Below are 14,466 nucleotides of genomic sequence, written 5' to 3' on the forward strand. Positions count from 1 at the left end.
GCAGATTGAAGGGGACCCCATGACCCCAACAAGTCGCAATAAACTGGTACTCGCCCATTCGGTGAGGCCCGATGCCCCGCAGCACGAAGTCGAAACCAATCGCGCGCTGGCCCGCTGGCTGGCGCGGATCGTCGGTCTTGAGTACGGCGGCAGTTACGACCCGGGGCTGCACGGCGGCCGTGACCTCTATCTGCTGCCGACCCAGACGCTGGTGGGTGTCGCTGCGGCCCGGCAGCTGGGCGTCAAAGGGCCGGAGGATTTGTGGGGCGGTTACGTTGATCACGATTTCATCTGTACCAAAGCCATCAGTCATGGGCTGTTGAGCCGCCATGCGTTCGCGCCCGAAGGCTGGGCGCCGTTGTTTTGCGAACGGGTGCGCAGCGTCGTGCTCGATGGCCTCAGCGTGTTCTCCCTGGACGATGCGCGCCCGGCAGCGGAGCACCTGCTCTACAGCGGCCCGATCCGCATCAAGCCTATTCACGCCTGCGCCGGACGCGGTCAGGAAGTGATCAAGAGCCTCGACCAGTTCGACGCCATCCTCGCTCGCCCCGATGCCAAGGCACTGTTCAGCGAAGGGGTGGTGCTGGAACAGGACTTGACTGAGGTGATCACCCACAGCGTCGGCCAGAGCTTCATCGGCGACAAAGTGCTGAGTTATTGCGGTGATCAATACTTGACCGAAGACGCTCAGGGCGAGCAGGTTTATGGAGGGTCCAACCTGTTGGTGGTGCAGGGTTATTACGAGGACCTGCTGGCGCTGGAACTGCCGGATGACGTGAGGCTGGCGATCCAGCAGGCACAGGTATTCGACAGCGCGGCGGATGAAGCCTACCCCGGTTTCTATGCTTCGCGGCGCAACTACGACATCGCCCAGGGGCTGGACTGCAACGGCCAACAACGCAGCGGCGTGCTCGAACAATCCTGGCGCTTGGGCGGTGCCAGCAGTGCCGAAGTCGCGGCGTTGCAAAGCTTCGTCAACGACCCCGGCCTGCGTGCGATTCGCGTGTCCTCGGTCGAAACCTATAGCGATCAAACGCTGCCAGCGAACGCCATCGAGGTCTACCGCGGGCCGGCGGAACACAGTGACTTTCTTCTCAAGTACGTGACGGTCAATTCCTATGACGGCTAGAAGCGAAATCATTCAGATCGACATCGACGATGAACAGATGAGCGGGACTTTCCTCAGCCCCAAATCGAAAGTTCCGGGTGTGCTTTTCGTCCACGGTTGGGGCGGTAGTCAGGAGCGCGACCTGGAGCGCGCCAAAGGCATCGCCGGGTTGGGTTGTGTGTGCCTGACGTTCGACTTGCGCGGCCATACCGGCGGGACCGGCATTCCGTTGACCCGGGTCACCCGCGAAGACAACCTGCGCGACCTGTTGGCGGCCTACGACCGCTTGCTCGCCCACCCGGCGCTCGACACGTCCGCGATTGCGGTGGTCGGCACCAGTTATGGCGGTTATCTGGCGGCGATCCTGACGACGTTGCGTCCGGTGCGCTGGTTGGCGCTGCGGGTGCCAGCGCTGTATCGCGACGACTTGTGGCACACGCCCAAGCGTGAGTTGGACAAAGCCGACTTGCGCGACTATCGCGGCACGCTGGTGCGCGCCGACAGTAATCGCGCGTTGCACGCCTGCTCGCAATTTACCGGGGATGTGTTGTTGGTGGAGTCCGAGACTGACGCCTATGTGCCCCATGCGACGATCATGAGTTACCGCGCGGCGTGTCAGCGGACTCACTCGCTGACTCACCGAATCATCGACGGTGCCGATCACGCCTTGAGCGATCCGGTTTCACAGCAGGCGTACACCTCAATCCTGGTGGGCTGGATCACTGAGATGGTGGTGGGTGAGCGGTTGAGCATTATTCAATCGGCATGAGGTGTGTGGTGTTCTTACCGCCTCACCATCATTTCTCAAGAAGGTTTTTTCGAGATCCGCAACGACTTGGCCCTGGCTTCCACCACCAGGTACATCACCACCGTTATCAACAACGGCAGAATGAAATAGATCGCCCGATAAGCGATCAATCCGGCCACCAGGCTGCCCCGTGACACCTCATGCTGCAGCAGCGCCACGAACACCGCCTCCAACACGCCGAGCCCGGCCGGGATGTGGGTGATGACTCCGGCAATGGCGCTGATCAGCAACACACCAAGCACCAGCGGATAGTCCAGTTTGCTCGGCAGCAACGTGAAGATCACCGCCGCCATCAGCGCCCAGTTCAGTGCGCCGAGGGCTAGTTGCAGGATTGCCATGCGTAGCGACGGCAGAATGATATCCACGCCGCGAATCGACCATTTCCGGCGCTTGGAATACCGGCAGGCCGCCAGATATCCCATGCTCAACAGCAGCAACAAAATCCCCACGTCTTGCAGTGCATTGCTGCTCACTTTCCAGCCCGGCGGCATTCGCATCAGGCCGCTGCTGAACACCGCGCCGGCAATCACCATGTAGCCGAACCAGTTGGTCGCCAGGCTCAGCCCGAGGATTTTTGCGATGTTGCCTTTGCTCACACCGAGCCGCGAATACAGCCGATAACGCATGGCGACGCCGCCGACCCAGGCGGTCAGGTTGAGGTTGAAGGCATAGCTGATGATCCCCACCGGCAAGATCTGTCGCCAGGTCAGGTTCTGCCGGATGTAGGTGCGCCCGATCAGGTCGAAACAGGCATAGACCAGAAAACTTGCCAGGGTCACACCTGACGCAATGATCAACGTACGCACTTTGAAATCAGCCAGGGTATCGAACACCTCGTTCCATTCGATGCGCTGGGCGAGCATCGTGAACAAAACGATCAGCGCCAGGAAAAACAGCATCGTCAGCGGCCTTTTCCAGCGTTGCCAGCGGTGTTTACCCGGCGTCTCGGCGTGCGGCGCAGGCTGCGCTTCGGAATGGCTCATGCCTTGGCGCTCCCGGGCGGATGGACAAAGGGCTTCAGGCGCGGATTATGCGCCGGCAACCAACCGGCCCACGCCGGGAAATGCCGCAGGAAGTGGAACACCAGAAAGCCGATGGTCATGTGCCAGATCCGCCCGCGAGGCGCCGTGTCCACCGACATGACCTTGCAATGGTTGCTGCTTAACTCATCGAGACGCTCGTACAGATCGCGGTTGAAGACACGGTCGCGGATCAGCACATTGGCTTCCAGGTTCAGGGACAGGCTCAGCGGGTCGAGATTGCTTGAGCCGACGGTGCTCCAGTCCTCGTCGACCAGGGCGACTTTGCCATGCAGGGGGCGGTCGCAATATTCATAGATCACCACCCCGGCGCGCAGCAGGTAGTCGTAGGTCAGGCGCGCGGCAAGCCTGGCCACCCGCAAGTCCGGTTGCCCCTGAAGAATCAGGCGCACCTCGACCCCGCGGCGCGCCGCATTGCGGATCTCGCGCAGCAGCCGATAGCCTGGAAAGAAGTAGGCGTTGGCGATCACCACGCGACGCCGGGCACTGCGCACCACCTGCAGGTACACCTCTTCGATATCGCTGGGGTGTTCTGCGTTGTCGCGATACACCAGCCGCACCTGACCATCATGATCACTGACCGCCAGTTCGGCATGCCTCTGCCGGCGGCGCTGCCACCAGTATTTGGCCCGGGCCGGACGACCGCTTTGCAGGAGGGCGAAGTGATGAATGTCGGCTACCGCCGGGCCTTGTACTTCAACGGAATAATCCTGTTTGGCCTCAGGGCCGAAGTCGGCCAAATGGTCGGCCGAAAAGTTGATTCCGCCGAGGAACGCAATCGTACCGTCGACCACCACAATCTTGCGGTGCAGGCGGCGGAACCAGTTAGTGCGGATGCCCAGGTATCGCGGGGCGGGGTCGAATATTTGCAGGTGCACACCCGCATTACTCAGGGCGGCGAGGAACGTCGTACTCAGTTCGCCACAACCGAATCCATCGAGACTGACAGTAATACGCACGCCGCGTTGCGCCGCTTCAATCAGGATCTGTTTAAGCTCATTGCCGACCTTGTCCTCGAACACAATGAAGGTCTCCAGCAGGATTTCACTCTGGGCCTGACGCAGCACTTCAAACACCCGTGGAAAGTACACCTCACCGTTTTCCAGCAATTGGACCCGGTTGTTGCCGTGCCAACCGTATTCGATGTCAGCCACCGCAGGCTCGCGCACGGGGGGAGGCGGGGGAACGTGTTCGACTGTGGTCTTTTCCATCGATGGGCTGCTCATAGCTCGATCTCCACCGACAGTGGCGCATGGTCGGAAAGGTGGGACCAGGGCCGCGCCGCCAGCACTTGCGGATGACTGGCCTTGAGGTTGCGCACGTAAATACGGTCCAGGCGTAACGTCGGTAAACGCGCCGGGAAACTGCGCGCCGGTTTGCCGTGCAACTCGGCGAACACCTCACGCAATCCGCAAGGCTTGAGCAGTGCGTCGGCGCGCTGGCGCCAGTCGTTGAAGTCGCCGGCGACGACCACCGGGGCATCTTGCGGCAACGCTTCCAGACGCTGGGTCAACAGTTTGAGTTGTGCCGTGCGGTGACTTTCGCGTAGCCCCAGATGGACACAAATGGCATGCACTTCCCGGCCATCGCCGGGCATGCGCAGCACGCAATGCAGGACCCCACGGTTCTCATGGCCGCTGATGGACACATCGAGATTGTCGTGACGCACGATCTGGAACTTCGACAACAGTGCATTGCCGTGATCACCCGCCGGGTAGACCGCGTTGCGTCCGTAGGCGAATTGCGGCCACAGGGTATCGGCAAGGAATTCGTATTGAGGCATTGCCGGCCAATTGGTGTAGCGCTGAGGATGATGCTCGTGGGTGCCGTGGACTTCCTGCAAAAACACCACATCGGCGGACACACTGCGCACCGCTTCGCGCAACTCGGGCAGGATGAAGCGCCGATTGAGCGCGGTGAACCCCTTGTGGGTGTTGACCGTCAGCACGGTGAAGCGGCTCACGGCATTGATGATGGATTGCTGTTCATCCGTTCCGCCGACCGGTTCGGGGATGCTCATGGCAGCGCTCCTTCGGCAACCGGCTCGCCGGGGGCAGTGACAAGGCCTTTGTCGAGATGCAAACGCTCAAGCAGGCGGCGGGCATCGAAAGGCGCGCGGACTTTGATGTCGTTATCGAAATAGCAAAACACTTCCCGGGATCTGCGAGTCTTGGGTTTTTGCCGGGGCGCGATCAGTTGCGGATCTGTCGGTTGCTGGCCGTGATGCCAGGCCTCGATCCGGTCGCCCCAGCGTTGCAGCGCTTGAGGGGTGTAACCGCTGGCGTAGAGTTCTTCGGCGCCGTGCAGGCGCAGGTAGACGAAATCGCTGGTGAGGTCTTCGCGGTACGGCCATTTACCGGCGGTGTCGGCAATCACCAGTGCAGTGTTGTAGCGTTTGAGCAGGCGCACGAAGGCCGGGTCGACGAAGCTTTCGTGACGAATTTCCACGGCATGGCGCACGGTTTTTTTTCCGTAGGCCTTCATGCTGGCGTGACCGTTCAGACGTGGTTCGTGCTGGCGGGCGAGGGCGGCGGCCTGTTCGGTGTCGTGGGGAAGTTGTTCAAGAAAGTGTTCGAACAGCTCGGGATCGAATTTGAAGCTGGGCGGAAACTGCCAGAGGATCGGTCCGAGTTTTTCCTTGAGCTCCAGCACCCCGGAGGCGAAAAAATTAGCCAGGGGTTTATGGATCTCCCGCAAGCGCTTGATGTGGGTGATGAAACGCGGCGCCTTGACGCTGAACACGAAGCCTGGCGGGGTTTCTGCGTACCACTGGGCGTAACGTTCGGGCCGTTGCAGGGCGTAAAACGATCCATTGATTTCGATGCTGTTCACCGCTCGCGACGCGAATTGCAATTCGCGTTTGTGGGTCAGCCCCTGCGGGTAGAAAACTCCCCGCCAGGGCGTGTAGCGCCAGCCTGAAATGCCGATATGTATCGCCGCCATGTCGCCTCCTATCCCCGGATGGCTCTGTTTTTTGATGACTGCCAGGCGTGCGTGAAAGTTTCGGCGGGGCTACGAACGGTAAAACTCAAAAACACCACAAACCAAATGTGGGAGCGGGCCGTCAGTGACCGGTGGCCATACGGGCCGAACCTTCACCCGACTCGGCATACACCGGCCCCAACCGATCCAGACGACCACTCCAGGCGGTCAGTGCCAGCGCCACCAACACCACCAGGCTACCGATCCACGCGGTATGGATCAGGCCCATGTGTGCCACGATCAAACCACCACCCCACGCACCACCGGCAATGCCGAGGTTGAACGCCGCAATGTTCAGGCCCGACGCCACGTCCACCGCATGCGGGGTGTGATGTTCGGCCTGGCGCACCACATACACCTGCAGCCCCGGCACGTTGCCGAACGCCACCGCACCCCAGACCAGCACAGTGGCCAGGGCCAGCCATGGATTGGCGGCGGTGAAGGTCAGTACGAACAGCACGGCGGCGAGCAGGGCGAAGATGATTTTCAGGGCGCCGATCGGACCGCGTTTGTCCGCCAGTTTGCCGCCCCAGATGTTGCCGACGGCCACCGAGATGCCATACACCAGCAGCACCAGGCTGACGGTGCTGGCGCTGAAGCCTGCAATGTCCTGAAGAATCGGCGCCAGAAAGGTGAAGGCGATGAACGAGCCGCCATAGCCGATCGCCGTCATGGCATACACCAACAGCAGGCGCGGTTGTTTCAGTACCTGCAACTGCTGCAACAGCGAAGCTGGTTTGCTGTGGGCGATGTTTTTCGGCACATAAAGCAGGCTGCCGATGAAGGCGATCACACCCAATGCAGACACGGCGAGGAAGGTTTCACGCCAGCCGAAATGCTGACCGATAAATGTCCCCAACGGCACGCCGGTGACCAGCGCGACGGTCAGGCCGGTGAACATGATGGCAATCGCGCTGGCGGCTTTTTCCTTCGGCACCAGGCTGGTGGCGATGATTGAGCCAATCGAGAAAAACACCCCGTGGGCCAGTCCGGTGACGATCCGCGCAATGATCAGCGACTCGTAGCTCGGCGCTTTCCAGGCCAACAAGTTGCCAAGGGTGAACAGCACCATCAGCGACAACAGCAGCAATTTGCGCGGGACTTTACCGGTAAGGGCGGTCAGCACCGGCGCGCCGACGGCCACCCCGAGTGCATACAGGCTGACCAGCAGACCGGCGGACGGCAGGCTGACGCCGAGGTCGGCGCCGATGGTGGGTAACAGGCCAACGATGACGAACTCCGTCGTCCCGATGGCGAAAGCGCTGAGGGTCAGCGCCAGCAAGGCAATGGGCATGGCTGCAACTCCGGTGGATTGATTGATGGAGCGCAGTGTCGGGGTTTGGGGCGTGCGGAAAAATACAGGGGTGGGCATTTGATATTTGCGTGTTGGTCAAATATCGAGCGGCTGTCCATCAAACCCTGTGGTGAGGGGGCTTGCCCCCGTTGGGCTGCGAAGCGGCCCCAAAAACTGCCGACTGGTTCCTCCTGACCCACCGCATTTGCTGGATTTACGACTGCTTCGCAGCCGAACGGGGGCAAGCCCCCTCGCCACAACGTATTTGTAGTGTTCGATATCTGATGGTCCAAAACCGAACTCAGCCGCCATTTGCCAATCAGTTCCTTACAGACCCTTGTGAAGGAGCTCCGCGTTTTGCTCAAGTTCAAGACCGCGATACTACTGGGGGCGTTGCTGTTTCTGGGCAGCAACGAACTGGAAGCCGCCACGTTGCCGGGCGTTCCCGCAGCAGCCGAAGAGCCCGCCAAGACAGAGCCGCTGGTCCAGGGTGGCTTGCTCGGGGCCATCAGCTCCAGCATCGACGACGTTCAGGACAAGCTCGACCTCAACGAAAACCTGGTGGATGCCTGGCGCCTGCGCGCCGGTCGGGCGGCGGATGAAGTGGATAAACTGGTGAATCAGCCATCGTCCCGCTCCTCCTGGGGCGTGGCCGGTGATTTCACGTTGTTGTCCGGTGTCTGGCTCGGCGCGTTTGCCTTGCTCACAGTGCTCGGTGGTATTGTGGCCAGGCATTTGAACCAGGGCCGTTGTTTGCGAACGCGCCAGCGCAGCCAGGACCTGCTCAAATATGTGATGCCGTTTACCTTGCCAGCCGTGATCTGTCTGCCGCTGACCCTCTACGTCAGCCATTTCCTGCAAGCTTCGATCGGTCGCGCCCTGGCGCTGTGTTTTGCCTACGCCACCAGCAGCGGCATTTTTTCGACCTCGATGCTGCTCTGTGTGATCGTCATGTTCAACACCGGCCACAAGCGCCCGGCGGTGCAGATCATTCGCGACTACTGCCCCAGACCGCTGTTCATGATCGGTTTTCTGGCGGCGCTGAGCGATGCCTTGACCAGCCCGCAGATCGCCCGGCAGCTGGGCGGCAATATCACCAGCAGTGTCGCGGTTTTTACCGGGTTGTTCGCATCGATCATTTTCGGGTTACTGGTGATTCGCCTGCGTCGTCCGGTGGCGCATCTGATCCGCAACCGGCCGTTGGCCCAGCGTCTGAAGCCGCCGTCGTTGCAGGAGTCCCTGCGAATCTTTTCCGGGCTCTGGTACTGGCCGATTCTGCTGATGGTGCTGGTCTCGGCAATCAACCTGATTGGCGTCGGCGAAGACAATCAAAAGGCCCTTCGCTGTGCGTTGTTCACCACCCTGCTGTTGATCGCCACGGTGTTTCTCAGCACGATTTTTCAGCACCTGTTTAAGTCGCGAAAAGCCCAGGCGATCCAGCGCAGCAGCGCTTACAAAGAGCGTTTGCTCAGTTTGCTCCACGCCTTGTTGCGGATCGTCATGGCGGTGACCTTCATCGAAATCCTCGGACGAATCTGGGGCGTATCATTGTTCGAGTTTGCCGAACGCAACTCTGTGGGGCGGGCGATCAGTAGCTCATTAAGCAGCATCGGGATGATCTTGCTGGTGACGTGGTTGCTCTGGGTGGTGCTCGACACCGCGATTCAGGAAGCCTTGAAACCACCGGTCAGCAAGCGCTCGGCGCGTCAGCCGAGTACGCGGGTGAAAACTATCCTGCCGCTGCTGCGCAACGCGATCAAAATCATCCTGGTGGTGATTTGCGCGATCACCACCATGGCCAATCTGGGAATCAATGTCGCGCCGCTACTGGCGGGTGCCGGGGTGGTCGGTCTGGCCATCGGTTTCGGCTCCCAGCAATTGGTGCAGGACGTGATCACCGGGTTGTTCATCATCATCGAAGACACCTTGTCGATCGGCGATTGGGTGGTGCTCGACTCCGGTCATGCCGGCACCGTCGAAGGCCTGACCATCCGCACCTTGCGCCTGCGCGATGGCAAGGGTTTTGTGCACTCGGTGCCATTCGGCCAGATCAAGGCCGTGACCAATCAATCGCGGCAGTTTGCCTTTGCGTTTTTCTCGGTGCAGTTCACCTACGACACCGATGTCGACAAGGCCATCGAACTGATCCGCGAGGCCGGGGATTCAATCCGTGAAGATGCGTTCCTCAAGTACAACTTGCAGGGGCCGCTGGACGTGTTCGGCGTCGACAAAATGGACCTCAATGGCGTGGTGGTGACGGCGCAGTTCCGTACCGTGTCGGGTGGGCAATATGCAGTGAGCCGGGCGTTCAATCAGCGTCTGAAAAAGCTTGTGGATAACAGCCCATGGGTGCATTTCGCGCAGACTTATCCACAACAGGTTTTGCTGCCCAAAAGGCATGTGGATGAGCGGGAGGATCATGGGCCGAAGCGGGAGGATTCGCCGGTGGTGTTGCCGGATCAGCCGCGTACCCAATGACTTGTGTTGACGCGGATGGCCCTATCGCGGGCAAGCCCGCTCCCACAGGGATCTTCTGTGAATGCAATATTTGTGAACAACAGAAAACACTGTGGGAGCGGGATTGCCCGCGATAGGGCCGGACCAACCAACATCAATGCCGGATCAATTTACTAAGCACCTCGGCACTGGCCTGCTGATCCAGCTCCAGCCAGAGCTGCTGCTTGCCGGCGATCTCGGCGGCAGCCGGTAAGCCATCGCGATACACCAGCCGATTGCTCACCAGCGCCGGTACTTTCGCGCCCGGCAACAGGGTGCCGGCGAGGTTCAGCGGATCCACCCCGCACACCGCAATCAGACTGCCGTCATGGGGGCGTCGCCTGACTTCGCGCAGCAACGGGATCGCCTCGGGCAGGGCAAACTGTTCACCGGCCAAACCACTGATAAACCGCCCACCACGGATCTCGCCCCGGGCTTCCAGCCGATGAAGTGTGCGCAACAATTCCCGCCAACTCGGCAACCAATCCGCCTCACGCTCCAGCAAGCGCCAGAACACCACCCCGTACCGGCGCAGCAAGGTCATGGCGATGTGTTCCAGGGTTTCTGTGGGCGTGGACGTCGGGCGTGGTTTATCCACAACCGGCTTATCCACAGCCGACGCGGCAGCACCGCGGCGCAACAACGCCCAGCGCCCGGCGTCGTCCATCCCGCCGACAAACGCGCCACGCCCGCGTCGACTGCTGCGATTCTGGCGTCTGCTGGCCGGGGTGATCAGTGCCCGCAACCCGGCGAAACTGTCGGCGTTTACCAGTCCGGCACCGACCAGTTCCTGCAGGGCGATTTCCAGTTCCGAGCGCAGCAGATGGGCCTCGTGAATCAGCTCATCGAAAAACAGTGCGCCGTGCTGGCTGAGCGCTTCGTGGACTTTTTGTGTTTTGGGCGACAGTTCGCTGACCGGCGTCTGCTCGGTCAAGCTGCTCCACAACCCGACCTGGCTACGCGGCAGCAGCAGAATCGGGGTGCTGCGCAATGCCGTGCCGGCGCTCTTGTTGCGTGCGGTCAGGCGGGTCCAGACCAGTTTGCCGCTGCGGCACAACTCATCCAGCCAGCTCGCCGAATAGTCTTTGAGCCGCGCCGGCAGAATGTCGCTGTCCCATGCCGAAGCGGCGGCGGGGTAGCCTTCGAACTGGCTGATGATCGCCGACAACACTGCGCTGCCCTGGCCTCGGCTCGCGGCGGACAGGTGCTGCCAGTCGAACAGGAAACGCATGAAATCCTGCAGCGCCACCGGCTCGATTTCCCGGCGCAGCCGTTTGACCGTGTAGCGATGAATCCGCGCCAGCAAATGCCGTTCGCACCATTCTTCCTCACTTGCGCGTGGGGTGAATTGCCCGCGCAGCACGTAGCCTTCGCGTTCCAGTTGGGCCAGGGCCTGAGTGACTTGAAGCGCCGGTAATCCAAGCGGTTCGGCAATCATCTTCAGCGGCAACGGGCCAAACGCGCTGAGCCGCGCACGGATCACTTCCAGCACCGCTTCGTCCGGCTCCCAGATTTCATCAAAACCGGGCAACGGCTCCAGCGGTGGAAGCAATGTGGCCTGTGGATAAATCGCCCGCAGGCAGGTCAGTCGCTCCAGTGGCAGCCACAGCGATTGCTTGGCGTTGATCTGCAAACGGCTGGCGCGGCCACTGTTGGCCAGGGTGTTCAGCCACTCGAGCCAATTCGGGTTGGCCTGGGCCTCGGCCTCGGTGATGCACGCCAGGCTCATCAAGGCTTCATGCATTTCATCGAGGCCGGTTGGCGTTGGCCAGGCTTCGTCGCGCACCGCGGTAATCGCGTCGGCGTCCAGCGCGCCGAGGTCATCGGTGGACTGCGGATCGCTCCAGCGGCGGTTGAGCACCGCCTGAGTGCGCCGTTCTTCCAGCGGTGCGTCGTCGAGGAAGGTGTAGGGGCGGGCACTGAGGATTTCTGCCGCCAGTGGCGAAGGCGCCGGCAGGTCGCGGCTGATCAGGTGGATATCGCCCTGTTCCATGCGCCGCAACAACGCCAGCCAGCCTTCGCTGTCCATGGCTTCATGCAGGCAGTCGTCGAGGGTTTGTTCCACCAGCGGATGGTCGGGAATCTCGCGCTCGCCGGCGAGGTTTTCCACGCAGGCGATCTGATCGGGAAACACGCTGGCGATCAGGTCTTCGCTTTTCATCCGCTGGATCTGCGGCGGTACTTTGCGCCCGCCGCTGTAGCGTGGCAGCGCCAAGGCGACCCCGGCGTTCCAGCGCCAGCGCACGCCGAACAACGGCGCCTCGAGTACCGCTTGAATCAAGGTGTGTTCGGCACTGTTGCTGTGCAAGTAGCGCCAGACGTCATCCAGTTCGAAGCTGTGGCTGGTGGACAGCGACAGCACGATGGCGTCCTCGCTGGCGGCGGCCTGCAATTCGAAATTGAAGGTGCGGCAGAAACGCTTGCGCAGGGCCAGGCCCCAGGCTCGATTGATACGGCTGCCGAACGGCGAATGGATGATCAGTTGCGTACCGCCGGACTCGTCGAAAAACCGCTCCATCACCAGTGTGTCCTGGGACGGCAAGGCGCCGAGGGTCAGGCGGGCTCGGGCCAGATAGTCGACCAGTTGCTCGGCGCTGGCGAGGTTCAGGCCGAGAGTGTCGGTCAGCCAGTCGAGGGCCGGTTGCAGATTGCCGGGTGTGGCGGCGAGCAGTTCATCGAGTTGTGCTTGCAGGCGGGCCACGGCGAACGACAGTTCATTGCTGCGACCGGGTGCTTCACCGAGCCAGAACGGAATGGTCGGCGGCTGGCCCTGAGCATCTTCGACTCGGACCTTGCCGGTTTCGACCCGCAGGATTCGATACGAGGTATTGCCCAGCTGAAAGATATCCCCGGCGATGCTTTCCACCGCGAAGTCTTCGTTGACGCTACCGATGTTCAGCCCTTGAGGCTCCAGCAACACGCTGTAGTCGGCGTTGTCGGGAATCGTCCCGCCGCTGGTCACGGCGGTCAGCTTGGCGCCCCGACGACCGCGTAGGGTGCGGCTTACGGCGTCCCGGTGCAGGTACGCGCTACGTATGCCCTGGCGACCGTTGTAGCCCTCGGCGAGCATTTGCAGCAGAGCCTGATAGTGTTTTTCGTCGAGGTTAGCGTAAGGCGAGGCCTTACGCAGCATCTCCAGCAGCGCTTGTTCCTGCCATTCCTGACAGCTGACCTCGGCGATGATCTGCTGGGCCAGCACGTCCAGTGGCGCTTCGGGGATCAGCAAGGTGTCGAGTTCGCCACGGCGCACGCAGTCGAGCAGGGCGGCGCATTCGATCAGATCGTCACGGGTGGTGGCGAACAACCGGCCCTTGGGCGTGCCGCCGACCTGGTGCCCGGAGCGGCCGACCCGTTGCAGAAACCCGGCAATCGAGCGCGGTGAAGCGATCTGGCACACCAGGTCGACGTCGCCGATATCGATCCCCAATTCCAGCGAGGCGGTGGCGATCAGCACTTGCAGCTCGCCGCGCTTGAGCCGTTGCTCGGCGTCCAGGCGAAATTCCTTGGCCAGGCTGCCATGGTGGGCGGCCACCGCGTCTTTGCCGAGGCGTTCGCTCAAGTGTCGGCTCAGGCGTTCGGCCAGACGCCGGGTGTTGACGAAAATTAGCGTGGTCCGGTGTTCACGGGCGAGGGCGGCGAGGCGGTCATAGACCAGCTCCCACGCGTCGTTGGCCATCACCGCTGACAACGGCACGGGAGGCACTTCTATATCGAGATCCCGTGGGCGGGCGTGGCCGATGTCGATGATTTCGCAGGTGCGATCACGACCAACCAAAAAACGCGACACCGCTTCGATGGGTTTTTGCGTGGCGGACAGGCCGATTCGCACCAGCGGTTGCGGGCAAAGCGCTTGCAGACGTTCCAGGCTCAAGGCCAGGTGGCTGCCGCGTTTGCTGGCGGCGATGGCGTGGATTTCGTCGACGATCACCGTTTGCGTGGTGCCGAGCATTTTCCGGCCGGAGTCGGAGCCGAGTAGCACGTAAAGGGATTCCGGAGTGGTCACCAGAATGTGCGGCGCGGTTTTGCGCATGGCCGAACGGTCTTTTTGCGGCGTATCGCCGGTGCGCACGGCAGTGCTGATCGGCACGTCGGGCAGGCCCATCACGCGTAACTGCTCGGTGATGCCGACCAGCGGGTTTTGCAGGTTGATCTGGATGTCGTTGGACAGCGCCTTGAGCGGCGAAACGTAGACCACTAGGGTTTCGTCCGGCAGGCCATCGGGGTTTTCCAGGCCGCGATGGACCAGATCGTCGAGCACGGCCAGAAACGCGGTGAGGGTTTTACCCGAGCCGGTGGGCGCGGCAATCAGCGTTGAGCGACGCTGGCGGATCAACGGCCACGCACGGGCTTGGGCGGCGGTGGCCGTCGCGAAGGTGTTGCTGAACCAGGCGCTGACGGCAGGGTGAAAACCGTTCAGAGCGCTGTCTGCGGGGATGGGCAGGTTCATGAGCCAATTTATGCGGGTGGGGACGGGAAGTTGCAAGTACCGCTCAGGAGCTGTGCTGATCCTGAGAGCCTCATCGCGGGCAAGCCCGCTCCCACAGGGATCTTCTGTGAATGCAATATTTGTGAACAACAAAGAACACTGTGGGAGCGGGCTTGCCCGCGATGGGGTCAGTGGCAGCACTACAAATCCCCGGGAACTACACTTTACGGATGACGGTTGCGCACTAAACCCGCAAAATGCAACGATTCCGGCAATTATTGAGGACATCGCCTGCGGGCGCTGTCGATAAAG

General features: G+C 61.5%; 9 protein-coding genes. 3 read left to right on the forward strand and 6 right to left on the reverse strand.

The window, feature by feature from the left end; translation table 11 throughout:
• The first annotated feature begins 19 nt into the window (after positions 1-19).
• Both J3D54_RS11710 and J3D54_RS11715 read left to right on the forward strand, forming a co-directional pair.
• Entirely contained in the window at positions 20-1,129 is a 1,110-nt protein-coding gene (locus J3D54_RS11710) for a DUF3182 family protein (RefSeq protein ID WP_253418149.1), read from the forward strand.
• Entirely contained in the window at positions 1,119-1,877 is a 759-nt protein-coding gene (locus tag J3D54_RS11715) for a S9 family peptidase (RefSeq protein WP_253418151.1), read from the forward strand. The genes J3D54_RS11710 and J3D54_RS11715 overlap by 11 nt, the downstream gene beginning before the upstream one ends.
• Before the next feature lie 35 nt (positions 1,878-1,912).
• Here J3D54_RS11715 and J3D54_RS11720 read toward each other — a convergent pair whose 3' ends face one another.
• The 5 genes from J3D54_RS11720 to J3D54_RS11740 form a co-directional block, all read right to left on the reverse strand.
• A complete protein-coding gene (locus J3D54_RS11720) occupies positions 1,913-2,899 on the reverse strand; it encodes a lysylphosphatidylglycerol synthase domain-containing protein (RefSeq protein ID WP_253418153.1) in 987 nt (328 codons plus the stop codon).
• A complete protein-coding gene (clsB, locus tag J3D54_RS11725; RefSeq protein ID WP_253418155.1) occupies positions 2,896-4,182 on the reverse strand; it encodes a cardiolipin synthase ClsB in 1,287 nt (428 codons plus the stop codon). The genes J3D54_RS11720 and clsB overlap by 4 nt, the downstream gene beginning before the upstream one ends.
• A complete protein-coding gene (locus tag J3D54_RS11730) occupies positions 4,179-4,976 on the reverse strand; it encodes an endonuclease/exonuclease/phosphatase family protein (protein WP_253418157.1) in 798 nt (265 codons plus the stop codon). Before J3D54_RS11730 ends, clsB begins: the two co-directional genes overlap by 4 nt.
• Complete coding sequence (locus J3D54_RS11735) at positions 4,973-5,899, reverse strand: DUF72 domain-containing protein (protein WP_253418159.1); 927 nt, start codon at positions 5,897-5,899, stop codon at positions 4,973-4,975. Before J3D54_RS11735 ends, J3D54_RS11730 begins: the two co-directional genes overlap by 4 nt.
• Before the next feature lie 121 nt (positions 5,900-6,020).
• On the reverse strand, positions 6,021-7,232 hold the full coding sequence (locus J3D54_RS11740) for an MFS transporter (protein WP_253418162.1): 1,212 nt from the start codon (positions 7,230-7,232) through the stop codon (positions 6,021-6,023).
• A gap of 357 nt (positions 7,233-7,589) precedes the next feature.
• Here J3D54_RS11740 and J3D54_RS11745 point away from each other — a divergent pair, with 357 nt between their 5' ends.
• A complete protein-coding gene (locus J3D54_RS11745; protein WP_253418164.1) occupies positions 7,590-9,710 on the forward strand; it encodes a mechanosensitive ion channel family protein in 2,121 nt (706 codons plus the stop codon).
• Positions 9,711-9,843: 133 nt separating this feature from the next.
• Here the strand turns inward: J3D54_RS11745 and J3D54_RS11750 are convergent, their stop codons facing one another.
• On the reverse strand, positions 9,844-14,175 hold the full coding sequence (locus tag J3D54_RS11750; protein ID WP_253418166.1) for a DEAD/DEAH box helicase: 4,332 nt from the start codon (positions 14,173-14,175) through the stop codon (positions 9,844-9,846).
• Positions 14,176-14,466 lie beyond the last annotated feature (291 nt).

It is taken from the genome of Pseudomonas sp. GGS8, from assembly GCF_024168645.1.
Lineage (GTDB): Bacteria > Pseudomonadota > Gammaproteobacteria > Pseudomonadales > Pseudomonadaceae > Aquipseudomonas.